Genomic DNA, 20,884 nt, shown 5'->3' on the forward strand with positions numbered 1-20,884 from the left:
CCCGCCCCGCCTCGCAGGATCCTACCGATGGGCTGTTCCGGCGGAAGCGGGCGGCGTAGATTCGACTGCGCTGCTCGGGTGAGTTTTCTTCCACGAAGGGATCGCCGTCATGAGCGTGTCACCCCGGTACCGGGGGCACCGTAGAGCGTCCGCGGTGCTCGCGTTCCTGCTCGTCCTCGGCACCGCGGCGTGCGGGTCCGACAGCGATTCCGGGTCGTCGACCGCGCCGCCGGACAGTCCCGAGGCCACGGCGATCACCGACATCGTGCGCGGCAAGGTGACCGAACTCGGCGTCAGTTCGGCCGTCTACGGCGTCTGGCGGGGCGAGGAGCAGCTCGCGCTCGGCGCGTTCGGCGGCTCCCCGCTGGGCGTTCCCGCGACCCCCGACATGAAGGTGCGCGTCGGGCAGCCGATGGAGCCCATGCTGTCGACCGTGCTGTGGCGGCTCGACGGCGACGGCGTGCTGAAAATGGACGAACCCATCGCCCGCTGGCTGCCCGATTTCCCGCGCGCGGACAAGATCACCCCGCGCATGCTCGCCGACAGCACCTCCGGCATCGCCGACTACGTGACCGACCCGGAGTTCCTGAAGATCTTCGGCGAGAACCCGATCCGCGAGTGGACCGCGTCCCAGCTGTTCGAACGCGCCAACGCCCGCCCGCCGCTGTTCGAACCCGGCACCGACTTCGGCTACGCGCACAGCGATCTCGTCGCCCTCGGCGAGGTGCTGCAGAACGCGACCGGCAAGCCCCTGGGCGAGCTGATCGCCGAGCACATCCTCGTACCGCTCGGCATGCACGACAGCAAGGTCGTCCTGAATCCCGCGATCGACGAGCCGTATCTGCACGGCTACACCAACGAACGCAACGGCTTCGAGGACTCCACCTTTTGGAACCCCACCGCCTTCCTGCACAGCGGGAACATGAACGCCCCCGTCGCCGACATCGGCCGCTGGGTCCGCGCCCTCGCCACCGGCGAACGCCTCACCCCCGACCAGTTCCAGCAGATGATGGGCCCCTCCACCGCCGGCCTGGGCCCGTTCACCCCCGAGAAGTACTTCGCCTTCGGCGTAGTCCACCTCGCCGACTGGCTCTACATGAACCCCGCCTACGGCGGCTACGACGGCGTCGCCCTGCACGACACCAAGACCCAGACCACGATCATCGTCTACACCACCCACGGCCCCACCTCCCCCGCCACCAACAACGCCATCCCCATCGGCACCGCGCTGGCGACCCACCTCGTCCCCGACCGCCCACCGGCGGTTCCCGGATGACCTCGCCCTCGCCCACCGATCCGGCGGACCTTCCGGGCGATCATCGGCCCGCACCCGAGGACGGGCCATTCACCCTGATCGTGGACGACCAAGTTTTCACTGTGACGATCTCGCCGGACCGCCGCTCCAGCTACGCCTGGGAATCCGGCCCGAACCCCGGCTACGGATTCGACGGCTTTGCGCCGCGGTCCACCCGATCGCCCGATGCCGATCGCCCGGTTACCGAGCCAATGGAGTTCCCGCTGCTGACGATCGAGGACCACCGCCGGTCCATCAGCAATTTCCTCGACCAGGTCGACCCAGCGACGGGCTACATCGAGGAATGAACGAAGTGCGGCCGAGGAACGGCAGGCGTTGCGCGGCCGGGGATTCGGAGTTCGTCCGGAGGTGGCAGGCTGTGGTGATGGCCGACGAACTAGAACCCACCACCGAACACTCCGGTGGCGAAGCAACCGAGTCGCAGGAAGAAGCGACCAAGCGAAAGTTCCGCGAAGCACTCGAGCGAAAGAACGGGAAGGCCGGTGTCGGCGGGGCCGCGCAGAACGCCGCCAAGGTGCGCGGCACCCAGTCCGCCGCAGGCGGCAAGCGCACCTTCCGCCGCCGCGCGGGCGGCTAGCCGACACGATAAAGCCCCTCACCTGGATTCCAGGTGAGGGGCCTCGAGTGGAGCTGCCGGGAATCGAACCCGGATTGCACCTCTGGCAGGAGCGTCAAAGTACGCTTTACCTGCGAAAATACATCACTGTTGCTCACCCCAAATCACTGGTGAACACACGTGATTGTGGTCAATATGTGGTCAGCAACGGACCGGGCTGGCAGTACGGTCTTCGCTACGCCGGGGGCCGCTGGTAGGTGTCGATGACGGCCTTGCTGGTGCTCGGGTTCTGCAGCACCAGTTCCCACGGGCCGGAGTTGATCTCGAAGTCCTTGCCGAACCCGAGCCACTTTCCGGCCAGCCGGTTGCCGGTCGGGTCGGCGAGCAGTTGGAGCGCGCCGTGGTACCGGGCACCGTGGTAGTAGCCCTCCACCGCGGTGCGCTCTGCCCACGTGCCCGTGGCGACGTTGCCGTCGAGGGTGAGGTCGAGCTCAATCGTCGAGGGCGACGAGCCGGGCAGGCTGCGCACGGTGACTTGGCTGCCGTGCTGGAGCAGCACCGCGTAGTGCGAGACGGTGAACGAGGAGTCGCGCCCGCTCGAGTAGTACTCGTACCGCGACAGCCAGACCCCGGAGAAGTCGCCGACTGCCCGCGCGGGAGTGGTCGCGCCTGGAGCAGCCACCGCGCCGACCGGCGACTCGACATCGTGGCTGTTGTCGAACACTCCCCCGATGCCGCGGCCGGCGCGCACGGCGCCGAACCCGAGCGTTTCGATCGGTAGGCCCATCACCTTTTCCAGAGCTCGGGCGTGGCTCGGTCGGGGCTGGGAGGTCTCGCCGGACTCCCACCGCTGCACCAATCGCTTTGTCGCGCTGTGGCATCCCGCCTCACGCATCGCGCGGGCGAGGTCATCCTGACTCATGATCCGGGCCGTGCGAGCGGCGCGGAGTGCCGTGTTCGGGGTGTTCCGCATGGTTGCAACGGTAACCCGAATGACGCCTTAATGTCGCCCCGAATAGGTACCGATTGACGCCTCCGCTGTCATCGCGCACCCACATCGGCGACGGGCAACGTTGGTCCTGCTCCCCGGCGTCGGGCGCCGCGAAACCTCCGGCGCCGGGTCGAGCACCCAACTCACGGAGAGAGGTTGCCATGTGGGGGCAGAAGTCGGAACAGCCGAGCGTGTGGGACATCATGGCGCGATTGGCCCAGGAGGCCGAGCAGGACGGGCAGCCGTCGCCGGTGCTGGACCACTCCGCACCGAGGCAGCCGCTCACGCGCGAGATGGCGCACCGAGTGTTGCAGCTGCACCGCCCGTGCGATCGGGTGCGGTGCGCACGCAAGGCCGCGGCGTGGACACTGCTCGTCGACCTCGGCGGCGTGGCCCCGACCCCAGCGAACGGTTCGATGTGACCGGCGAGCAGGCCGCGCGGGAACTGGCAGAGCTCCACTCCGATGTGGTGGCGGCGCTCGCGGTCGTCGGGACCGAGCCGGTAGAGGGGCAAGATCACCCCTCGCACAGTTCGGCGGCGAAGGAGTGCACCGACGATGGCGGCCCGACACCGGTAAGCCGGTCGACCTGAACGTCTGTCGCCCGCTCGTCGAGTAGGCGCTCGAGCCGCCGAGCAGAGGCGATCAGGTAGCCGTAGGCGTCGATCTCAACTCGGCCGGCCATCACGGGCACGCCGTAGCGCTGGCCCAGGCGGTTCCTGGCGGCGTCGGATTGGGGCTCGGCGAGCTGCTGCCACATTGGTCGAGCTGGCGCCGGTAGCAAGATTCCGAGTATGCGGTACTCGGCGCATCGTCGAGGGTTCTCCAGCCAACTCTCGTCACCGTTGAGATCTGGCAGGATCTGGCCGAACCCGACACCGAAAGTCAGCGCCTGGTTCGACATCGGCACCCCCCACGACTTCGCAGAGGAATTCAGCCACTCGATGGTCGGACAGAAGTTCTCGGTACGGGTGACGTAGTGGACGCCGCACGGGCACTCGACGGCGGGCGCGTGGTTGCCGTGCCGACAGAGTGCGCGGTAAGTCGACGACGTGGCAGCGTGCTCAATGCCACGGCAGGGCGGACGAAGTAGACCCGACTCGGCCTCTTGCCAGATCCGCCAGCCGAAGCTGTTGGGGTACTGCTCGCGGAGTTCGGACATGGTGGGCATGGGACTCCTTCGGTGCGGGCGCGATGCGTAGCCGTGCCAAACGTTGGATTGTGCGTGTAGCGCGTCGATCTGGGGTCGCTGGCGGGATACAGTTCGCCGATGGACGCCGACACCGCGGGCGATGTTCTCCAGCTGGCCGGTGCGACGATCGCGACCATTGGGCTAACTCGCGGGGCCTGGAAGAGCTGGTCCACGCTCTCCGAGTGGACCCGTCGTTTTCGTCGACCCGAGTACCCATCTGCGTCGGGACCGGTCGTTGCGCGAGGCACCGATGAGGCCAAGGCTGAGGACCACGCGATCGTCTTGAAGACGGATGTGGAGCGGTTCAGCTACCTCAGCAGCCAGATCAACGAGCTGTCCCGTCGGCTTGCAGCGGCAGACGCCGCTCCTGCGGTCGATTTCGGCGCGCAACTCGCGGAGCTACGGCGCGACCTCGCCGCCGCCACCAAGTGGGAGCGGCGTGCCGCCCTGGCGGGTGCCGGACTAACTATCGCCGGGATGGCACTCGCGCTCCTCTGCTGAGGATCCGGGATTCAGTACCCCGTTCCGTCCCAGGCTTCGACCTCGAGCGGCGCTACGACGGACAGATCGTCCTCGGCGGCCTCGAGATCTTGGATCTCCTTGCCGATCTCGATCTGTCGGCGCGAGAGTGCGGCCAAGTCGCGAGCGGCGGTGTTCGGGTTGTCCATCGCATGGGCTAGGCGGCGGCGCATCGCGCGGAGCTCCTCCAGGCGGTCGCCGGACTCAGCCGCCTCAAGGATCGAAGGGGGCGGGACCTCGAGGGCTGGTGGAGCGTCACGAGTGACGACTCGGAAGGGCTTGCGGGCCATGGTGCGGATCACCTCCGGTAGGGGGGAGGGGGGTATCGGTGGTGCGGCGCCACTGGTGACACCCCCAAGTGGAAACGCGTCGGGGGGAGGAGCCGCCTATGCCGAGAGGTGCGACTCGACCCCCAGGGGGAGGGCATAGGCCCCTGGGGGTCAGTCGGCATCCGACGCCGCGGCGCGCTGTGCGTGCTGGCCGCCGAGCAGCTGCGCCAGGTTCGGTGCGATCGCCCACGTACTCCAACCGCATTCGCATGTCACGAGGTACTGATAGCCGCGGGTCTTGGGCTGCCAGTGCGTCCCGATCTTGACGCGGTGGCCGGGGTGGTCGCGCAGTATCCAGCCCTGTTGCTCCTGCCCGCCGAACAGATACATCGGACTTAGGCCTGGTCCTGCGTGGCCGGTCCGTCGACCCTGCCGTGTCCGTCGTAGCGCTGCGGGGTTGCGCTGGTGACACGGCCGTCCTTGTCGGTGACGACGTTGTGGGCACGTCGGATCGCGTCGATGGACGCGAGAACGTCACGCTGGGTACGAACCTCTTCGTGCTTGCGATCGGACATGTTCACGCCTCCTCGGTGGTCAGGGCTTGCACGACGGCGCCGATGATCAGCTCGCGTGCGGCCACGGGGTTGGTGTTGTCGACGCCGAGTCCGAACCGTGCGATGTCGGGGTCAATGGCAACCGACCACACCCGTGCGTCGGTGAAGTAGGCGGTACCGCCCAGCCAGTCCCGTGCGGCGAATGCTGCGACGGCAGCCTCCAGCTCGGCGGCCAGTGCCTCGGCCTTGGGCAGGATCGCGGCGAGCAGGTCGGGCCGGGGGTCGTCGCCGTCGAAGTAGGCGCGCGACTTCACGTCTTCGCACTCGGTGGTGATCGCGGCCAGTGCGGCGCGGTGGGCTTCGTACTCCCGTACCGCCTTGGCCCGGTCGGCCGACAGCTTGGGCTCGGCCTTGGGCGCCGGGATTGCCTTGCCTGCTCGCGCGGCCGTGGCAGCGACCTCGGCGTCGGCCTGGGCGGCTTCACGGTCGCGGGCATCGTCGGCCAGGTAGGCAAGGGCGCTGTTGGCGGTACTCACCCGTTCGGCGATGGCGTCACGCTCGACGAGTAGGCCAGCCAGCTTCTCGGGGATCAGTTCGGCTGGCGGGCGGGCGGCGGGGTCGAGCAGTCGCGCCGATGGCCCGTTGTGCCTGGGTGCGTATCTCACGGGTTGGTCGTCCTTCCATCGCGGTGTTCTGTCACGGCGTCGCGGTCGAACAGCCACCGGCCACCGATTCGCCGGCCACCGATTCGGTGGCCGAGTCGCCGAGCCTGCCGCGGTGTCACATCCAGTGCGGCCGAGGCCTGCTCGGCTGTCAGCAACGTCAGTCCTGACGGTTCCCACGATCCTCGGATGGGCGGTGCGGGCGGTCCGTCCTCGGACTCGAGCAGCGCCTCGAGGGCGCGTAGGTGAGTGCGCAGTCGCTCCGGTATTGCCCGCCCGGCACGACGGTGCGCGGTGGCTTCACGCTGGGCCAGCCAGTACGCCAATGCGAGATCCACTCCTGATCGGGTCATGCCACACCCCGTCGAGGCCGACCAGGCGCACGGGGCATACCGCGGGCCCGCCCTGCCCACACGCCGATGGCGTCGGCGCCGAGCTCGCGAGCGATTCTGTTGCAGGCCACCAGCACCGGGCAGTCGTGGCAGATACGCGCGGCCGCAATGAGTCGATAGAGACGATCGTCGTCGTCTTCACCGTCGACCACCGCGTCGAACAGCGGCGCCCGCGCTGTACAGGCGGCACCGTCGAGACGGTCGTCGGCCAGCTCGGCGGCGAGCTCGCGGATTGTGGGCCAGGCGGTCATGCCGCACCGTCCGCGCGCTCGCGCCACGCCTTGAGCGCGGCGTTGGCGCGAGGGGCGCCCCACTTCATCCGCGCCTGTACGTCTCGCCTGGACTCCGGCGGCGGGTCGAGGTCGTCGAGGGCCGCCACGTCGTCTTCCACGCGCGCCGGGTCGGCAGTGCCAATGCCGAAACTGACCGGCACTCGGTCGTCTTCGGCAGGCGCTCGAATGATCGGCTCCAGAACGCCGTCCATCGTGGCGTGCTGGTCGAGTCGGAACAGCCCCGCTGACGGTTCCTTGCCTCCGGCTGGGCAGTGCTGGCGCAGGCCGCCGTGCCGATCCTTGTTCACGGTCAGCCAGGCCGATCCGCCCTTGCCTGGCGTGAACGCTTCGTTGACCGTGACCCGCAGCGAGACACCGCCGATGGTGCGCCGCTTGGCCGCTGTGCCGCCCGGCCCGAGCGTGCGCGATTCGGTGCCCTTGGCGAGATGGTCGATGACCAGCACCGCGGCGCCGGACTTCGCAAGTGGTTTGAGCACCGACCGGTGCGCGTTGGTGTACTCGTCCGCGGAGTTCGACGACGAACCGAATAGCGGCAGCAGCTCGCCGAGCGAGTCGAGCACCACCACGTTCGGCCCCCACGTTTGCATATCTGCGACGACAGCGGCGAGGTGTAGGCGGTCCTCGGGCTCGACATAGAGGAACCGCTCGGGATCGGCCAGCGCGGAACGGTCCGCGCCGAGCGCCAGCAATCGGACGACGGTCGGCCCCGGCCCGTTGTGGTCGAGGTCGATCACCAGGACGCGGCCGTCGCCGAACTCGCCGAGCAGTTCCCGTGCGGCGACCAGAGCAAGCCAGGTCTTGCCGGACTCGGGATCGCCGAACACCAGATTGACCTCTCCGGCGTAGAACAGCGCGCGTTGGTCGTCGCGCATCCCGTAGGCCGGGGCGGGTGGTTCCGGCAGCTCTCCGGCCAGCAGCGCGGCCACGTCGAAGTACCGCCCGTAATCCACTGGTTCGGAACCGGTTCCGAACCGATCGGAACCGGCTTGACCAGGGTCTACGCGTCGGTTTGGTTCCGGTGCTCGCCGGTTCCGTTGCCGTGGTTCCCGGTTCCCGACCCCTGGGGGTGGGAACCGGGAACCACTCTCGTCGACCGGCTCGGAAACCACCTCGAGCACCGGCCGGTCCGCCTGCCGCAACTCGGCCATCTGCTCGCGGTAGAACTGCTGGCACGTGAAGCACGTCCGCTCGTAGTGTGCGTGGTCGTAGCAGTGCGCCGGGGGCGCGGGCGTCGCGGTCACAAATCAGTCCTCTCGCTCGTCACCGACGACCTGGTGATGCTCGGCCAGCGCGCGCACCAGAGCTGCGCCAGCGGTTCGCCAGGCGGCGACAATCTCATCGGGGGTGTAGAGCCGGGATGCCGCCATGTCGGCGAGGCTGTGGGCGGCCTGCTCGGCCCGCAGTCGAAATGCGTTCTCGAGCCATTCCCGCGGACTCACCTGGGACACCGGCCGGTCACCCATGTGTCTGCGCCAGGTCTCGCGGACGTCGGCGGGGCACTGGATACGTGGCCCGGGTGCCGGGGCGGTAGACCGCCCCGGCACTTCGGTGGGCCGCTGTTCAGTCACCGAGGTTCCGCCGAGCAGCCGGACCCGACGCCGCACCGGAACAACTGGCCGTGCGAGCCGATGCCAGCGGGGCGAGAGGACTCACCCACTGCCCAGATGCGACCGCAGTTGACGCACGCGCGGCCGTCGTAGATCGCCGCGTCGAGGGCAGCGTCGCGCTCGCGCTCCTCCTCGGACGTGGCGACCCCGGCGACCTGCTTGTAGATGCGATGCACCGCGAGCTCGTCGAGTTCGCCGCTGTCGGCTGGCAGCAGGTCGAGCAGATCGAACGGCTGTACACACCCCGTGTCGCCGCCGTCTTCGGCAACCATCGCCGAACCGTCGCGCACGTCGAACAGCAGCACCGTGCCTACCGTCTCGCGTGGAGCGCTGCCGTCGATACCGGCCGGGACTCGAAACCGCACCCGGTCGCCGGGTGCGAGATGATGCAGGGGCGAAGCCAGGCGCTCGGCCTCGGTCAGCCAGGCCGAGGCGCGAACACCCAGCACCTCGGCCAGCGCGATCATCTCGCTCGCGAACAGTTCTCGACGGCCGTTGAGCGTGCAACTCAGCTCGTCGGGCTCTACGCCGATCGCAGCGGCAAGGGCAGCGACCGTGCGGCCCGAGGCGGTGACCGCAGCGAGGATGACGGCCGTGAGGACAGTGAGCAGCTGCGCAGCCAGGTCGGGGGCGGTACGATCAGACATCGAATCTCCTGCTTGGTGGCGGGTAGGTTTGTTGCCCTGGTTCGCGGCTCCACCCGCGGCCAGGGCTTTTTCGTGGGGGTCAGAGGTGAGCAACATCAGGCGGCGCCGGCGCGGACGGTATTCGCCTCGACCCAGGCCATTACCTCGGCCCAGTCGTAGCGAATCCCCCTGCCCAGGCGCTTGTACGGCGCTCCTTCACCCCGATAGCGCTGCTGAGCCAGCGCGGCGACCGTGGTCCCTAGGTACTCGGCGACCTCGGCAGGAGTCGCGAGCGGTCGCGGCCTGTCGGCAACGTCAAGCAAGGCTTGCGCGGACTCGGCGAACTTGAGGGTCATCCAGGCCTCTTCTCGTCGATCTAAATTCGTGTTAACGAGTAACAGGGGACCACAGGCACCTAGGTCTGTCAATGATCGGAAAAGTTAGATAACGTGATCGGCTATGCCTGCCAGCGAGAATGAGCCGACACGCCCGCCCACCTTGGCGGAGGTGGTCGGCATGAATGCCAAGCGCTATCGAGGCGCACACACCACCGACCAGATGAGCCGACACGCGCGCGAGTTCGGCCTGAAGTGGAACGCCGGACGAGTTTCGGCGCTCGAGAAGGGCGACATCAGCCCGACCATTCCAAACCTGGTTGCAGTCGCGGGCGCACTGCGCAGCCTCACCGGCCAGGACGTGACACTGGCAGATCTGCTCACCTATGAGGGGCGGGTCGAGCTCAACGAGGTTCTGACGGTCCCCGGGGAGCGCCTGGTTAGCTTCGTCAATGGCGATGCGGTCCGCTTGCTGGCCTCGGAGATCCCAGCATTTCGAGAGAGATCGGCCGCGACAGGCAGGGTCCTCAAACGTGAGTTCATGGACCGCGACGACTGGACGAGTCCCGATCAGCTGGACAGGTTCAATCGATGGCAGGCGGCCATATTCGGCGCAACCGACGCCGACGAGCGCGCGGCGGCAGACCTCGGACTGAGGGTCGCCGAGCTGCAGCAGAAGGCCGTCGACCGCTGGGGCCGCGGGTTCAGCGCCGAGCGCGACGCCCGTGCTGGCGAAGGAGCCAACAACCAAAAGCGCGGGAGGGTGGCTCGCGATCTGAAAGCCGAACTGAGAGAGGTCATTTCACGTGGCAACGATTGAGCCATACCAGACGACCTCGTGCCTGAAAGCATGCGGCCAGAGGTTCTACACCACTCAGGGGCGACCGGATGGCACCGGCGCTGACGACCCATGCAAGAAGGCCGGCCACACCAAGCTTCGCGTGCGTTACCGCACCCCCAGCGGCTCGCAGACGACCAAGCGCGGGTTTCGTCGCAAGATCGACGCCGAGCAGTTCGCGGCGACGGTCGAAGTCAAGAAGATGACCGGGGAGTACATCGCGCCGTCGATGGGTCGGCTCACCGTCGCCGAGATGGGCGCGGCGTGGATCAAGCGTCAGATACACACCAAGGAATCATGGTCCGAGCGTGTGGAGTCCATCTGGCGCGTCCATATCGAACCACAATGGGGGCCAAGGAAACTCGCGTCTATCGAACGGCACGAAATCAAGGACTGGATCGCCGGAATCGACCGGGCGGCGTCTACCGTGGCAGACATTCACGGAGTGCTCTCGATGATCCTTGATGAGGCCGTCGAAGAAAAGCGCATCGCTGCGAACCCCGCGGCCAAGATCGACCTCCCCCGCCGCGTGCCGGTCGATCACGTCTACCTCACCCACGACCAAGTGGCCAGCCTCGCTGCGGAGTGCAGCAAGGGCGAGGAAATCGTGATGCTGCTCGCTTACTCGGGTCTGCGCTGGGGTGAGATGGCCGCGCTGCGTCCGCGCGACGTAGACCTCCGGCGGCGTCGCATCCACATCGCCCGCTCAGCCTCCAAGGTGAACTCGCGGACGGTGATCACCACACCGAAGACATGGGAGCTGCGATCAGTCGCGGTGCCCGCCGAAGTCGCCGAGCTGTTAGCGCCGGTCGTCGGTGCGCAACGCGACCCGGTGGGCCTCCTCTGGTCCCGTCCCGATGGAACGCCGATCCGGCCACCGACCACAACCCACTGGTTCAGAAAGGCAGTAGGCCGGTGCATCACGGCGTCGGTGCCTGTCGGCGAGGATGGCACGCGGGGCCCGGCAACGTTTCCACGCGTGACGGCCCATCAACTGCGGCACACCGCGGCGTCGCTCATGATCTCCAGCGGCGCGCACGTGAAGACGGTCCAACGTCAGCTCGGCCACAAGTCGGCGACGATGACGCTCGACAATTACGGACATCTCTTCGACGACGATCTCGACGGCGTGGCGGATCGGATGGGGGCCGGATTCCGCGGCGCCGCTTCGCGGCGTGGTCAAAATGTGGTCACCGCACCTGAACTCCGGGTCGTCGTAGCATGAAAAAAGCCCCCGACCTGCGCCTAACAGGTCGGGGGCTTCGTGGAGCTGCCGGGAATCGAACCCGGGTCCTCCGCCGCGTCTTCAGGGCTTCTCCGTGTGCAGTTCGCTAGGCCTCTGCTCGGACCTCCGGGTCTCGCGAACAAGCCCGGATGACGATCCCAGTCACTGTTTGATGTCCCGTCCGACTCCGCGACCGAGCCGAACGGTAATTCCCTCTAGCTGATGCCAGTACCCGGGTCGAGGGACGAACCCGGACTGACAGAGACGACCTGCTACTTAGGCAGCGAGGGCGTACTCGCGCTGATTGGAATCGGCGCTTAATTGGTTGCAGCGACGCTTACGGTGGTCTCTTGCCTGCACCGACACGCTTCCCCTGAATCAACGTACGCAGTCGAAACCGTTCAGCCCCGTACGTGCCCGCACCTTGCGGGCTAGTCATGTTAACACTGCCGTCGCCGCGATTCTTCCCGATATTTCTGCCAGCGCGCGGTGTCGCCGATGTGACTCATCAGCGAACCACACTGATTCGCACCGCCGATCCGGGTAGACGCGCCGGTCGGCCGGGGTACTGTTCTCGATCGGCCGGGCCGGGACGCGCGAGATCCCGGGTGCGGCTGGAACAAGGAGTTACCTCATGGCATTCACCAGTCGGCTGCGCCGATCGGCGGCCGTGCCCGTCGTGGCCGGCCTCGTCCTCGCCGCGGCGTGCTCCGCCGGCGAAACAACCGCGAGTCCGGGAGTCACCAGCGCACCGTGCCCCGGATCGGTGCACAAGGACCGCGGGTGCATCTATCTCGGTGTCCTGTCGGATCTGGCGAACGGCCCGTTCACCGCGCTGGGCGCGTCGATGAACGAGGGCCAGCTGGCGTTCTGGAAGCAGGTGAACCAGGCGGGCGGCATCGGCGGCTACGACATCGACATCACCACCAACACCCGCAACACCGCCTTCGATCCGCGCACGCATCGCACCGCCTACGCCGAGATCGAGCCGCAGGTGCTGGCGCTGGCGATGAGCTTCGGCACCGCGCAAACCATCGCGATGCTCAATCAGATGGACGCCGACGACATGGTCAGCGTGGCGGCCACCCAGTGGTCGGGCTGGAACTACCGCAGCGCCGACCGCAACCTGGTGCTCAGCGCGGGCTACTCCTACTGCACCGAAGCGGTGACCGGCCTGGACTGGTTCACCCGCACCCACTATGCCCCGCGCAATATCGCCATCGTCGCCTACCGCGGCAACTACGGCGGCGACTACGCCAGCGGCGCGCTGAAGTGGGCGATCGCCAATGGCGCCACCATCGCCGACCGGGTCGACACCGGCCCCAACGGCGAGGTCGGCAACCAGGACGGGCCGGTCGAGGAGATCCTGGCCGCCGACCCCGACCTGGTCATGCTGGCCACCGGTCCCGCCGAGACCGCCGAGATCGTGGGCAAGCTGGTGAAGTCGGGCTACACCGGCCGCTTCCTCGGCTCGCTGCCGACCTGGAACGCCGCGCTGCTGCAGACCGCCGCGGCCCCCGCGCTGACGGCGCTCTACAACTACACGACCCCGGTCGACAGCTGGAACGGCGACAGCGTCGGCGCCCGGCACGCGCGCGCCGCCATCGATCGCGAACCGGCCAACTTCGGCTACTCGCTCGGCTGGGCGATCTCCTATCCGCTCGAGGCCCTGCTCATCGCGGCGGCCGAGGAGGGCGAGCTCACCAGAGCCGGGTTGCGCCGCGCGATCGAGGATCTGCGACCCGACGGCGAGGGCATGGTCGTCATCCATCCGGCAGGCGCGATCCAACCCGACCTGAGCGGCGAATGGACCTCGGTGTTCGAGCCGGACAAGGCGGCGCCGATGGGCGCGCGGGCGATCGAGGTCGGCTATCAGGGCAGCACGCTGGGCAAGCTGGACCTGCACGAGCCCTGCACCCGGCTGTAGTGGCTCAGTTCGCGGCGATCATGGCGACCGCCGCGAGCGCGAGCACCATGCCCACCTTCTGGGTGGTGCTGACCCGCTCGCCGAGCAGCACCATCGCCAGCAGCACGGTCGCGACCGGATACAGCGAACCGATCACGCTGACCACCGACAGCAGCGACCCGTGGAAGGCGTACAGCAGCGCCGCGTTGGCGATCACATCGAGGACGCCGACCGCCAGCGCCAGCCGCAGGGGTTCCCCGTGCAGGCCGCGGAACTGGCCCGCGGCCAGCGCGGAGGTCCACACGACGGCCGTCGCGGCGGCGCGCTGGCCGAGCAGCGGCCACAGTCCGGCGCTCGCGCTGGTCTCGTGCAGGAAGAAGAAGGCGAACCCGAACGCGGCACCCGAACCGACGGTGAGGAGCGCGACCCGCCGGGTGAACCGCAGTTCGCGGCCGCCGATGATCTCCTCGGTCGTCTCGTCGGGCGCTTCCCGGCTGACCAGCACTACCGCGACCAGAGCGAGGGCGATACCCGCGATCGCCGCCGGACCCGGTCGCTCACCGAGGAAGAGCCCGGCGATCACCGGGATCCCGGCGACCAGCACCGCCGTCACCGGCGACACCACCGACATCGGCCCGTCGGCGAGCGCGGCGTAGAACCACCACACCGCCAGGCCGCTGGCCACGCCCGCGGCCAGGCCCCACAGCATCGATGCCGCGTCCGCGTGCCCGCCGACCAGCGGCGCGATCAGCAAGACCAGCAGCACCGACCACGGGTACGAGACGACGACCACCCGCAACGCGGTGACCCGCCGGGCGGCGATCCCGCCGAAGAAATCACTGACTCCGTACCCCGTCGCCGCCACGAGGGCGAGCAGGACGGAGATCAACGCATGCCTTTGACCCGCCGACCGATCTCGCGCGTGACCTCACGCTCGGCCTGCCTGCGGGCGAGGTCCTGGCGCTTGTCGTAATCCTGCTTGCCCTTGGCGAGCGCGAGCTCGACCTTCACCTTTCCGTCGGAGAAGTACATCGACAGCGGCACCAGCGTCTGGTTGCCCTCCCTGGACTTGCCGACCAGGTGCTCGATCTCGCGCTTGTGCAGCAGCAGCTTGCGGGTACGCCGCGGCGAATGGTTGGTCCAGGTGCCGTGGCTGAACTCGGGAATGTGCAGGCCGCGCAGCCAGACCTCGCCGTTGTCGACGGTCGCGAAGGCGTCGACGAGCGACGCCTTGCCTTCCCGCAGGCTCTTCACTTCGGTGCCGACCAGCGCGATCCCCGCCTCATAGGTGTCGAGGATCGTGTAGTTGTGCCGCGCGCGGCGGTTGGTCGCGATGACCTTCCTGCCCTTTTCCTTCATAACGGTCAACTCTAAGTGACCGCGCCAGCCGTTTATTCCAAGGTCCGTCCCACCCTCAGCTCGCCGCGCGCTCGAGGGCGCGGGCCAGTGCCCGGTCGCGCTGTTCCTCGAATCGGGTCGCCTTGGCCTCGAGGTCGAGCAGGTAGGCGTGCAGTTCGTCGCGGGCGCGTTCGCCCTCGTCGCCGAGATCGGTGCGGTCGAAGACCTTCCAGGTGCGCAGCACCGGCTCGAGCACGATGTCGAGGTGCTGGCGCAGGTCGTAGACGCCGTGCTTGGCCAGCAGGACCGCGTTGCGCCGGAAGTTGGGCTGGTTCAGGCCGGGCATCTGGAAGCGCACGACGACATCGGTGATGGCGCGCATGGCCGCGTCGGGAGTGAGGTCGAGGGCGGCCGCGCAGAGCTTGCGGTAGAAGATCATGTGCAGGTTCTCGTCGGTCGCGATGCGCGCGAGCATGCGATCGGCGATCGGGTCGTCGCAGAGCCTGCCGGTGTTGCGATGGCTGATCCTGGTCGCCAGCTCCTGGAAGGTGACGTAGGCGACGCCCTTGAGGAATTGCGAGCCCTTCTCCGGCTTGGCGATGCCCGCGGTCATGTGCGCCATCCTGGCCTCTTCGAGCGCGACCGGGTCGACCGCGCGGGTCACCACCAGGTAGTCGCGCAGGACGATGCCGTGGCGGTTCTCCTCGGCGGTCCAGCGCCCGACCCAGGTGCCCCAGGCGTTGTCGAAGCCGAAGGTGTCGGCCAGTTCGCGGTGATACGACGGCAGGTTGTCCTCGGTGAGCAGATTGGTGATCATCGCCGCCTTGGCCACCTCGCTGAGCCGCGACTGGTCCGGGTCCCAGTCGATCCCGCCCATCGCGGCGAAGTTGCGGCCCTCGTCCCACGGCACGTAGTCGTGCGGGTGCCAGTCCTTGGCCTTGGCCAGGTGGTCGTTCAGGTTCGCTTCGGCGGTCGGTTCGAGCTCGGCCAGGATGTCGCGGTCGGAGAGCTGGAGCGTCAAGATGTCACCTCGGAGTTGGCGGGCGGGAAACGGCGGACCCCCTGCGCCCAACGATGCTGTGCGGACTCGCCGACGGCGGTCACATGACGAAACACTGTGTCCGCTCACAGGAAGTGGCGGTCCGGGCTAGGCGTACCTCGGCCTTCGCTCCGGCCATGCGCGAATGACTGAGGAACGCTGCGCGACTGTGCCTGTCAAGCAGGCGGGAGGGCCGGACCGAACTGGTCGACGCGCAGTGGCAGGGCCGGCCACGGTGTGCGGTCGGGGGTCAGCTCGCCGACGACCAGCACACCCACGGCGTCGAAGGCGGCCCTGGCCCGATCGAGGTGGTCGCCCGAGGTCACCAGGACCGCGGCGCGCAGGTGGTGCTCGACCATCAGCGCCGCGGTGAAGCGGGCATTGGCCACGGTCGAATCGGCCTGCGGCTCACGCAGGATCCGCGCCGGGTCGATGCCCGCCGCAACCAGCCAGTCGGCCATCGCGTCCGCCTCGCTGAGTCCGGCCCGCGGATTGCCACCGGTGACGATGATCGGCGACCACGGCGCGAACACCGCCTGCACGAGGCCGGCCCGTAACCGCCGGACCAGTTCCGCGCGCAGGGTGCCCTCGGGCGTCAGACCGTAGCCCAGGATCACCACGGCGGTGTCGACGCCGTAGGTGCCGGGTAGCGACGGCGTCAGTATCCGATGCAGGCCCTGCCCGCCGATCGGCGTCGCGGGCTCGGCGGAGCCCACCGGTGCTGTCGCCCAGACGAATCCGGTCGCGATCAGGGCAGCGCACGCCCCTCGCGTCACCCAGGTCACCCATACCATTCCCGTCGCCTCCTCGGGCCGGGACCGATCGGCTCGATCGGTCGAGGAGGCCTACAGTGCGCCGGGTATCGGAGTGTCGGAAGGGCTATGACCTGCGGCTACCACAGGTCACAGCGCTCGGCGTCCTCCGCTGGTCCGCAACATCGCAAACATTCCGGAACCGCGCGGGTACCGGAATGCCATGGGCGAGTGTGGGTGGCGGGTCAGCCGCCCGGACGCAGGGCCAGGTAGAGCGCCAGGGCCGAGGCGAACAGGAGGATCAGGGCGACTGTCGACCAGCGCGGCCTGCCCCGGTGGACCACCGGATGGTGGCCGCCGAGCAGGCTCGGCGCAACCACCGGGTCGCTGTGCCGGTGCGGTATCGGCGGCAGCGGGGTGTCGGCGCCGCCGGAACTCGTGCCGCCCGACGAGTCGCCCTCGGAGCCTTCACCGTTCGCCATGGCTCGAATGTATCGCGCCACGGCCCGGTTCGTCGCGCGTTCCCCGCGCGGTGCCTACTCCTCGGCGAGCGCGGCCAGCACCCCCTCGCCGTAGCGGGCCAGTTTGTTCTCGCCGACGCCGCCGACGGTGCCGAGTTCGGCGAGCGAACCCGGTTTGCGCGCGACGATTTCGCGCAGCGTCGCGTCGTGGAACACCACGTAGGCGGGCACGCCCTGTTCCTTGGCGGTCGCCGCGCGCCAGGCGCGCAGACGTTCGAACACCGGCAGCTCGGTGGCGGGCAGATCGACGGTGGCCTTGGCCGACTTGGCACCGCGCGCGGGCCGGGCGGCGCGTTCGGGCTCGCGGCGCATCAGCACCTTCTTGCCCGCGAACAGCACCTCGTTGCTGGCATCGGTGAGCGCGAGCACGCCGTACTCCCCCTGCACCGCGAGCAGTCCGCCGGCGAGCAGCTGACGCGTCACGCCCCGCCATTCGGTGTCGCGCAGATCGGTACCGATCCCGAACACCGACAGCTCGTTGTGCCGGTGCTGGGTGATCTTCGGGTTCGATTTGCCGAGCAGGATGTCGACCAGGTGGCCCGCGCCGAAGGCTTGTCCCCGTTCGCGTTTGAGCCGCAGCACCGTCGAGAGCAGCTTCTGCGCCGGGACGGTGCCGTCCCAGGTCTCCGGCGGATTCAGGCACACATCGCAGTTGCCGCAGGCCTGGCCGGGCTGACCGAAATAGTTCAGCAGCTGGACGCGGCGGCACCCCACCGTCTCGCACAGCGCGAGCATGGCGTCCAGGTGCAGCTGCAACTGCCTGCGGTGCGCGGCGTCGCCCTCGCTGGAGTCGATCATCTTGCGCTGCTGCACGACATCGGCGAGGCCGTAGACCATCCACGCCGTCGACGGCTGCCCGTCGCGGCCGGCGCGACCGGTCTCCTGGTAGTAACCCTCCACCGATTTGGGCAGGTCCAGGTGGGCGACGAACCGCACGTCGGGTTTGTCGATACCCATGCCGAAAGCGATGGTGGCCACCACGATCAGGCCGTCCTCGCGCAGGAACCTGGCCTGGTTCTCGGCACGGGTCCGATTGTCCAGGCCCGCGTGGTACGGGACCGCGCGCACGCCGTTCTCGTTGAGCATCGCGGCGGTCTTCTCCACCGAGTTGCGCGACAGGCAGTAGACGATACCCGCGTCGCCGGCGTGCTCGGCGCGGATGAAATCGAGCAGCTGCCGGTCGGCGCGATTCTTCGGCTCGATCCGGTACTGGATATTGGGCCGGTCGAAGCTGGAGACGAACTGCTTCGCCGCGCCCAGGTCGAGCCGCTCGACGATCTCGGCGCGGGTCTTCTCGGTGGCGGTCGCGGTGAGCGCGATGCGCGGGACATCGGGCCAGCGCTCGTGCAACAGCGACAGCGCGAGGTAGTCGGGCCGGAAGTCGTGGCCCCACTGCGACACGCAGTGCGCCTCGTCGATCGCGAACAGTGCCACCGTGCCGCGGTCGAGCAGCCGCAGCGTGGACTCCAGACGCAGGCGCTCCGGCGCGAGGTAGAGCAGGTCGAGGTCACCGGCGACGAACTGCGCTTCCACCGTGCGCCGCTGATCCGGCGACTGGGTGGAGTTCAGGAACCCCGCCCGCACGCCGAGCGCGCTGAGCGCGTCGACCTGGTCCTGCATGAGCGCGATCAGCGGTGAGACGACCACGCCGACGCCGGGCCGCACCAGCGAGGGCACCTGGTAGCACAGCGACTTGCCGCCGCCGGTCGGCATCAGGACCAGCGCGTCGCCGCCGCCGACGACCTGCTCGACGATGGCGGCCTGGTCGCCGCGGAAGGCGTCGTAGCCGAAGACCCGGCGCAGCACCTCCTCGGCGGTCTCCGGGCGGGCGGGTGCCGCCGCGCGCCCGGGCGTGGCTGGAGCGAGGTCGTCGAAGTGGAAGCCGCCGGTGTCGTCGAAATCGTGCTCGGAGACATAGCCACCGTCGGACGGGTACGCGTCGTCGGGCGGGAAGTCTTCAGGCGGGAAGTCGTCGACATCGGGGGCTGTGGCGCCGGAATTGCTCACCGGGCCATCCTACGAGCGCGGGCCGGACGCGCAGCCCGTCCACCGGACCCGACGACGGCGTTCACCGGCCTGCGCGCACATGTGGATAACCCGGATCAGGCGCGCAAACGGGCGAGGACCTCGTCCTGGAGCAGGCCGTTGCTCGCCACCGCGTCGCCGCCGTGCGGGCCGGACCGACCGTCCAGGGAGGTGAACGCGCCGCCGGCCTCACGGACCAGGATGTCGAGCGCGGCCAGGTCCCACAGCGACACCTCCGGCTCGGCGGCGATGTCGACCGCACCCTCCGCGACCAGGCAGTAGTTGAAGAAATCGCCGTAGCCGCGGACCCGCCAGACCTCGTCGGTGAGATCGATGAAATTCTCCCGCAGCCCGCGCTCCCGCCAGCCCGACAGGCTGGAGAAGGCCAGGCTGGCCGAGCCGAGATCGCCCACCGCCGACACCGTGATCGGCTTCGGCGCTCCGGGGTGCACCTGCGCCCACGCCCCGGAGCCGGCGGCCGCCCACCAGCGCCTGCCCAGCGCGGGCGCGCTGACCACACCGACCACCGGCACACCGTCGACGAGCAGCGCGATCAGGCTCGCCCAGACCGGCACGCCACGGACGAAGTTCTTGGTGCCGTCGATCGGGTCGACCACCCACTGCCTGCCGGTGAACTCGGCGTCGCCACCGAACTCCTCGCCGAGGACGGCGTCCTCGGGGCGTTCCGCGGCGAGCACGCGCCGGATGACCTGCTCGACCGCCAGATCGGCGTCCGAGACCGGCGTCAGGTCCGGCTTGGAGTCGACCTTCAGATCGACGGCGCCGAATCGCACCCGCGAGATCGCGTCGGCCTCGTCGGCCAGTCGGAGAGCAAGGTCCAGGTCAGCGGAGTAGGCAGCCACGCAGGCCAGTCTATTTGGGTGCGCGGCCGCCCCCGACGTCGCGGTCCGCGGGCGTGCCGCTCGGCCCGGCGGCGCGTGTGCTCACGGCGGCCGCTGGGCGCGAACCGCGGCCTTGTCGCTGGGCCGAGCACACGCTCGGCCCGTCGTCAGGCCGCGACCTGCGCCGCCCGGGCCGCGACCAGAGCCCTTGCCCACCAGTGCAACTGGTCGAGCAGCGCCTGTGCCGCGGCCTCGAACTCCTGCGGCTCACGCAGCTGCCCGTTCTCGTCGAAGAGCAGGTAGTAGCGCGGGAAGGACACGTAGTTGCGCACGGTGTGGGCGTTGAGCTCGTTGAACACCTGACGCAGGTGCTCGATGGCCAGCAGCCCGCCGGAGCCACCGCTGTAGCCGACGAACCCGATCGTCCTGGCGTCCCACTGGGTGTAGTGCCAGTCGATGGCCGACTTCAGGACGGCCGGGTAGCTGCGGTTGTAGTCGGGCGTGACGACGACATAGGCGTCGGCGGCGGCCAGTCGCTCGGTGAGCTCGTCCATTCCCGCCGGGCGCGGCATGTCGGGGTCCATCGCGGGCGGCACCGGCGGAAGCGCGGCGGGCAACTCGACCTCGGCCAGATCGATGATGTCGAGGTCGAAGCGGTCGTCGACCTGCTGTGCGAACCAGTTCGCGACCACCGGACCGAACCGGCCCTCACGGACGCTGCCGATGATGATCGCGAGCTTCAGTGGCTGTGCGGACACCGTGTCCTCCTCTGTCGTGTGCCCGGCCCGATCGGCCGGTATCTCCACCGTCGCCGCTCGCGAAGCAGTCAGGGAGACCACGCTGAGAGTGGTAGTGCCACGGCCACTCTCCGGCCCGCGCGAGTGGGTACCGTCGATCGGGTGAGCGACAACGAACTCGGCTTGTTCCTGCGAACCCGCCGCGAGGCGGTCACGCCCGCCGAGGTCGGCCTGCCCGCGGGGCCACGCAGGCGCACGCCGGGTCTGCGCCGCGCCGAGGTCGCGATGCTGGCCGGGGTGACATTTCGGTTACGCATTCCTTGCCCGTGACGGTACGCACTGCACGTTCCA

28 protein-coding genes, 1 other RNA gene and 1 pseudogene are annotated in these 20,884 nt (G+C 68.8%); 9 read left to right on the forward strand and 21 right to left on the reverse strand.

Annotated features, from left to right (window positions below; all coding sequences use genetic code 11):
• The first annotated feature begins 109 nt into the window (after positions 1-109).
• From NV348_RS06900 to NV348_RS06910, 3 genes are all read left to right on the forward strand, one after another.
• A complete protein-coding gene (locus NV348_RS06900) occupies positions 110-1,276 on the forward strand; it encodes a serine hydrolase domain-containing protein (RefSeq protein WP_447146250.1) in 1,167 nt (388 codons plus the stop codon).
• On the forward strand, positions 1,273-1,602 hold the full coding sequence (locus NV348_RS06905; RefSeq protein WP_447146251.1) for a hypothetical protein: 330 nt from the start codon (positions 1,273-1,275) through the stop codon (positions 1,600-1,602). The genes NV348_RS06900 and NV348_RS06905 overlap by 4 nt, the downstream gene beginning before the upstream one ends.
• A 77-nt stretch (positions 1,603-1,679) precedes the next feature.
• Positions 1,680-1,892 carry a DUF5302 domain-containing protein gene (locus tag NV348_RS06910; protein WP_447146252.1) on the forward strand — a complete coding sequence of 71 codons (213 nt, stop codon included), beginning with the start codon at positions 1,680-1,682 and terminating at the stop codon, positions 1,890-1,892.
• Between the two features lie 214 nt (positions 1,893-2,106).
• Here NV348_RS06910 and NV348_RS06915 read toward each other — a convergent pair whose 3' ends face one another.
• Positions 2,107-2,844, reverse strand: a complete 738-nt coding sequence (locus NV348_RS06915; RefSeq protein ID WP_447146253.1) for a helix-turn-helix domain-containing protein — start codon at positions 2,842-2,844, stop codon at positions 2,107-2,109.
• A 179-nt stretch (positions 2,845-3,023) separates the two neighbouring features.
• Here NV348_RS06915 and NV348_RS06920 point away from each other — a divergent pair, with 179 nt between their 5' ends.
• Positions 3,024-3,284 carry a hypothetical protein gene (locus tag NV348_RS06920; protein ID WP_447146254.1) on the forward strand — a complete coding sequence of 87 codons (261 nt, stop codon included), beginning with the start codon at positions 3,024-3,026 and terminating at the stop codon, positions 3,282-3,284.
• A 94-nt stretch (positions 3,285-3,378) separates the two neighbouring features.
• Here the strand turns inward: NV348_RS06920 and NV348_RS06925 are convergent, their stop codons facing one another.
• Complete coding sequence (locus tag NV348_RS06925) at positions 3,379-4,032, reverse strand: hypothetical protein (RefSeq protein WP_447146255.1); 654 nt, start codon at positions 4,030-4,032, stop codon at positions 3,379-3,381.
• Positions 4,033-4,131: 99 nt separating this feature from the next.
• Here NV348_RS06925 and NV348_RS06930 point away from each other — a divergent pair, with 99 nt between their 5' ends.
• On the forward strand, positions 4,132-4,554 hold the full coding sequence (locus tag NV348_RS06930; protein WP_447146256.1) for a hypothetical protein: 423 nt from the start codon (positions 4,132-4,134) through the stop codon (positions 4,552-4,554).
• 11 nt (positions 4,555-4,565) lie between these two features.
• On the opposite strand, the gene NV348_RS06935 is transcribed toward NV348_RS06930, so the two are convergent.
• The 10 genes from NV348_RS06935 to NV348_RS06980 all read right to left on the reverse strand — a co-directional run bounded on the left by NV348_RS06935 (position 4,566) and on the right by NV348_RS06980 (position 9,331).
• Entirely contained in the window at positions 4,566-4,862 is a 297-nt protein-coding gene (locus NV348_RS06935) for a hypothetical protein (protein WP_447146257.1), read from the reverse strand.
• A 150-nt stretch (positions 4,863-5,012) separates the two neighbouring features.
• On the reverse strand, positions 5,013-5,231 hold the full coding sequence (locus tag NV348_RS06940) for a hypothetical protein (RefSeq protein ID WP_447146258.1): 219 nt from the start codon (positions 5,229-5,231) through the stop codon (positions 5,013-5,015).
• 5 nt (positions 5,232-5,236) lie between these two features.
• Positions 5,237-5,416: a hypothetical protein gene (locus NV348_RS06945; RefSeq protein WP_447146259.1), complete on the reverse strand. Its 180-nt coding sequence runs from the start codon at positions 5,414-5,416 to the stop codon at positions 5,237-5,239.
• A gap of 2 nt (positions 5,417-5,418) precedes the next feature.
• Positions 5,419-6,060 carry a hypothetical protein gene (locus NV348_RS06950; RefSeq protein WP_447146260.1) on the reverse strand — a complete coding sequence of 214 codons (642 nt, stop codon included), beginning with the start codon at positions 6,058-6,060 and terminating at the stop codon, positions 5,419-5,421.
• Positions 6,057-6,410, reverse strand: coding sequence for a hypothetical protein (locus tag NV348_RS06955; protein WP_447146261.1), 354 nt, complete (start codon positions 6,408-6,410; stop codon positions 6,057-6,059). The genes NV348_RS06950 and NV348_RS06955 overlap by 4 nt, the downstream gene beginning before the upstream one ends.
• Entirely contained in the window at positions 6,407-6,700 is a 294-nt protein-coding gene (locus tag NV348_RS06960) for a WhiB family transcriptional regulator (RefSeq protein WP_447146262.1), read from the reverse strand. Before NV348_RS06960 ends, NV348_RS06955 begins: the two co-directional genes overlap by 4 nt.
• Positions 6,697-7,692 (reverse strand): AAA family ATPase, encoded by a 996-nt coding sequence (locus NV348_RS06965; protein ID WP_447146263.1) that lies wholly within the window; start codon positions 7,690-7,692, stop codon positions 6,697-6,699. Before NV348_RS06965 ends, NV348_RS06960 begins: the two co-directional genes overlap by 4 nt.
• A gap of 294 nt (positions 7,693-7,986) precedes the next feature.
• Positions 7,987-8,310 (reverse strand): hypothetical protein, encoded by a 324-nt coding sequence (locus NV348_RS06970; RefSeq protein WP_447146264.1) that lies wholly within the window; start codon positions 8,308-8,310, stop codon positions 7,987-7,989.
• Positions 8,307-8,996, reverse strand: coding sequence for a hypothetical protein (locus tag NV348_RS06975; RefSeq protein ID WP_447146265.1), 690 nt, complete (start codon positions 8,994-8,996; stop codon positions 8,307-8,309). The genes NV348_RS06970 and NV348_RS06975 overlap by 4 nt, the downstream gene beginning before the upstream one ends.
• Before the next feature lie 95 nt (positions 8,997-9,091).
• Positions 9,092-9,331, reverse strand: a complete 240-nt coding sequence (locus tag NV348_RS06980) for a helix-turn-helix transcriptional regulator (RefSeq protein WP_447146266.1) — start codon at positions 9,329-9,331, stop codon at positions 9,092-9,094.
• Between the two features lie 160 nt (positions 9,332-9,491).
• Here NV348_RS06980 and NV348_RS06985 point away from each other — a divergent pair, with 160 nt between their 5' ends.
• Together NV348_RS06985 and NV348_RS06990 are read left to right on the forward strand one after the other, a co-directional pair.
• The gene (locus tag NV348_RS06985) at positions 9,492-10,130 is read left to right on the forward strand and encodes a hypothetical protein (protein WP_447146267.1); all 639 of its coding nucleotides are present in this window, start codon (positions 9,492-9,494) and stop codon (positions 10,128-10,130) included.
• Positions 10,117-11,373 carry a tyrosine-type recombinase/integrase gene (locus NV348_RS06990; RefSeq protein WP_447146268.1) on the forward strand — a complete coding sequence of 419 codons (1,257 nt, stop codon included), beginning with the start codon at positions 10,117-10,119 and terminating at the stop codon, positions 11,371-11,373. Before NV348_RS06985 ends, NV348_RS06990 begins: the two co-directional genes overlap by 14 nt.
• A 37-nt stretch (positions 11,374-11,410) precedes the next feature.
• Here the strand turns inward: NV348_RS06990 and ssrA are convergent.
• Positions 11,411-11,782, reverse strand: a transfer-messenger RNA (tmRNA) gene (gene ssrA / locus NV348_RS06995).
• 225 nt (positions 11,783-12,007) lie between these two features.
• Between ssrA and NV348_RS07000 the strand changes: the two genes are divergently transcribed.
• On the forward strand, positions 12,008-13,300 hold the full coding sequence (locus NV348_RS07000) for an ABC transporter substrate-binding protein (RefSeq protein ID WP_447146269.1): 1,293 nt from the start codon (positions 12,008-12,010) through the stop codon (positions 13,298-13,300).
• Positions 13,301-13,304: 4 nt separating this feature from the next.
• On the opposite strand, the gene NV348_RS07005 is transcribed toward NV348_RS07000, so the two are convergent.
• The 8 genes from NV348_RS07005 to NV348_RS07040 all read right to left on the reverse strand — a co-directional run bounded on the left by NV348_RS07005 (position 13,305) and on the right by NV348_RS07040 (position 20,554).
• Positions 13,305-14,168, reverse strand: a complete 864-nt coding sequence (locus tag NV348_RS07005) for an EamA family transporter (protein ID WP_447146270.1) — start codon at positions 14,166-14,168, stop codon at positions 13,305-13,307.
• Positions 14,165-14,638 (reverse strand): SsrA-binding protein SmpB, encoded by a 474-nt coding sequence (smpB, locus tag NV348_RS07010; RefSeq protein ID WP_110036321.1) that lies wholly within the window; start codon positions 14,636-14,638, stop codon positions 14,165-14,167. Before smpB ends, NV348_RS07005 begins: the two co-directional genes overlap by 4 nt.
• A gap of 55 nt (positions 14,639-14,693) precedes the next feature.
• Positions 14,694-15,638 (reverse strand): acyl-ACP desaturase, encoded by a 945-nt coding sequence (locus NV348_RS07015; protein WP_447146271.1) that lies wholly within the window; start codon positions 15,636-15,638, stop codon positions 14,694-14,696.
• Positions 15,639-15,832: 194 nt separating this feature from the next.
• Complete coding sequence (locus NV348_RS07020) at positions 15,833-16,450, reverse strand: YdcF family protein (RefSeq protein WP_447146272.1); 618 nt, start codon at positions 16,448-16,450, stop codon at positions 15,833-15,835.
• 203 nt (positions 16,451-16,653) lie between these two features.
• The gene (locus tag NV348_RS07025; RefSeq protein WP_447146273.1) at positions 16,654-16,890 is read right to left on the reverse strand and encodes a WLR motif membrane protein; all 237 of its coding nucleotides are present in this window, start codon (positions 16,888-16,890) and stop codon (positions 16,654-16,656) included.
• 54 nt (positions 16,891-16,944) lie between these two features.
• Positions 16,945-18,936, reverse strand: a complete 1,992-nt coding sequence (recQ, locus tag NV348_RS07030; RefSeq protein WP_447146274.1) for a DNA helicase RecQ — start codon at positions 18,934-18,936, stop codon at positions 16,945-16,947.
• Positions 18,937-19,031: 95 nt separating this feature from the next.
• The gene (hisN, locus tag NV348_RS07035) at positions 19,032-19,817 is read right to left on the reverse strand and encodes a histidinol-phosphatase (protein ID WP_447146275.1); all 786 of its coding nucleotides are present in this window, start codon (positions 19,815-19,817) and stop codon (positions 19,032-19,034) included.
• A gap of 146 nt (positions 19,818-19,963) precedes the next feature.
• The gene (locus NV348_RS07040) at positions 19,964-20,554 is read right to left on the reverse strand and encodes an NADPH-dependent FMN reductase (protein WP_447146276.1); all 591 of its coding nucleotides are present in this window, start codon (positions 20,552-20,554) and stop codon (positions 19,964-19,966) included.
• A 141-nt stretch (positions 20,555-20,695) separates the two neighbouring features.
• Here NV348_RS07040 and NV348_RS07045 point away from each other — a divergent pair.
• Positions 20,696-20,836: pseudogene (locus tag NV348_RS07045) on the forward strand (transcriptional regulator); the annotation flags it as partial.
• Positions 20,837-20,884: the final 48 nt, after the last annotated feature.

The sequence above is a fragment of the Nocardia fodinahabitans genome, assembly GCF_052983615.1.

Coding starts and splice junctions, on each gene's coding strand:
- NV348_RS06930 (WP_447146256.1), top strand. CDS start 4,132: ATGGACGCCGACACCGCGGGCGATGTTCTCCAGCTGGCCGGTGCGACG.
- NV348_RS06935 (WP_447146257.1), bottom strand. CDS start 4,862: ATGGCCCGCAAGCCCTTCCGAGTCGTCACTCGTGACGCTCCACCAGCC.
- NV348_RS06955 (WP_447146261.1), bottom strand. CDS start 6,410: ATGACCCGATCAGGAGTGGATCTCGCATTGGCGTACTGGCTGGCCCAG.
- NV348_RS06975 (WP_447146265.1), bottom strand. CDS start 8,996: ATGTCTGATCGTACCGCCCCCGACCTGGCTGCGCAGCTGCTCACTGTC.
- NV348_RS06925 (WP_447146255.1), bottom strand. CDS start 4,032: ATGCCCACCATGTCCGAACTCCGCGAGCAGTACCCCAACAGCTTCGGC.
- smpB (WP_110036321.1), bottom strand. CDS start 14,638: ATGAAGGAAAAGGGCAGGAAGGTCATCGCGACCAACCGCCGCGCGCGG.
- NV348_RS07025 (WP_447146273.1), bottom strand. CDS start 16,890: ATGGCGAACGGTGAAGGCTCCGAGGGCGACTCGTCGGGCGGCACGAGT.
- NV348_RS06915 (WP_447146253.1), bottom strand. CDS start 2,844: ATGCGGAACACCCCGAACACGGCACTCCGCGCCGCTCGCACGGCCCGG.
- NV348_RS06920 (WP_447146254.1), top strand. CDS start 3,024: ATGTGGGGGCAGAAGTCGGAACAGCCGAGCGTGTGGGACATCATGGCG.
- NV348_RS07000 (WP_447146269.1), top strand. CDS start 12,008: ATGGCATTCACCAGTCGGCTGCGCCGATCGGCGGCCGTGCCCGTCGTG.
- NV348_RS06940 (WP_447146258.1), bottom strand. CDS start 5,231: ATGTATCTGTTCGGCGGGCAGGAGCAACAGGGCTGGATACTGCGCGAC.
- NV348_RS06985 (WP_447146267.1), top strand. CDS start 9,492: ATGAATGCCAAGCGCTATCGAGGCGCACACACCACCGACCAGATGAGC.
- NV348_RS06905 (WP_447146251.1), top strand. CDS start 1,273: ATGACCTCGCCCTCGCCCACCGATCCGGCGGACCTTCCGGGCGATCAT.
- NV348_RS06900 (WP_447146250.1), top strand. CDS start 110: ATGAGCGTGTCACCCCGGTACCGGGGGCACCGTAGAGCGTCCGCGGTG.
- NV348_RS06980 (WP_447146266.1), bottom strand. CDS start 9,331: ATGACCCTCAAGTTCGCCGAGTCCGCGCAAGCCTTGCTTGACGTTGCC.
- NV348_RS06910 (WP_447146252.1), top strand. CDS start 1,680: ATGGCCGACGAACTAGAACCCACCACCGAACACTCCGGTGGCGAAGCA.
- NV348_RS06960 (WP_447146262.1), bottom strand. CDS start 6,700: ATGACCGCCTGGCCCACAATCCGCGAGCTCGCCGCCGAGCTGGCCGAC.
- NV348_RS06945 (WP_447146259.1), bottom strand. CDS start 5,416: ATGTCCGATCGCAAGCACGAAGAGGTTCGTACCCAGCGTGACGTTCTC.
- NV348_RS07020 (WP_447146272.1), bottom strand. CDS start 16,450: ATGGTATGGGTGACCTGGGTGACGCGAGGGGCGTGCGCTGCCCTGATC.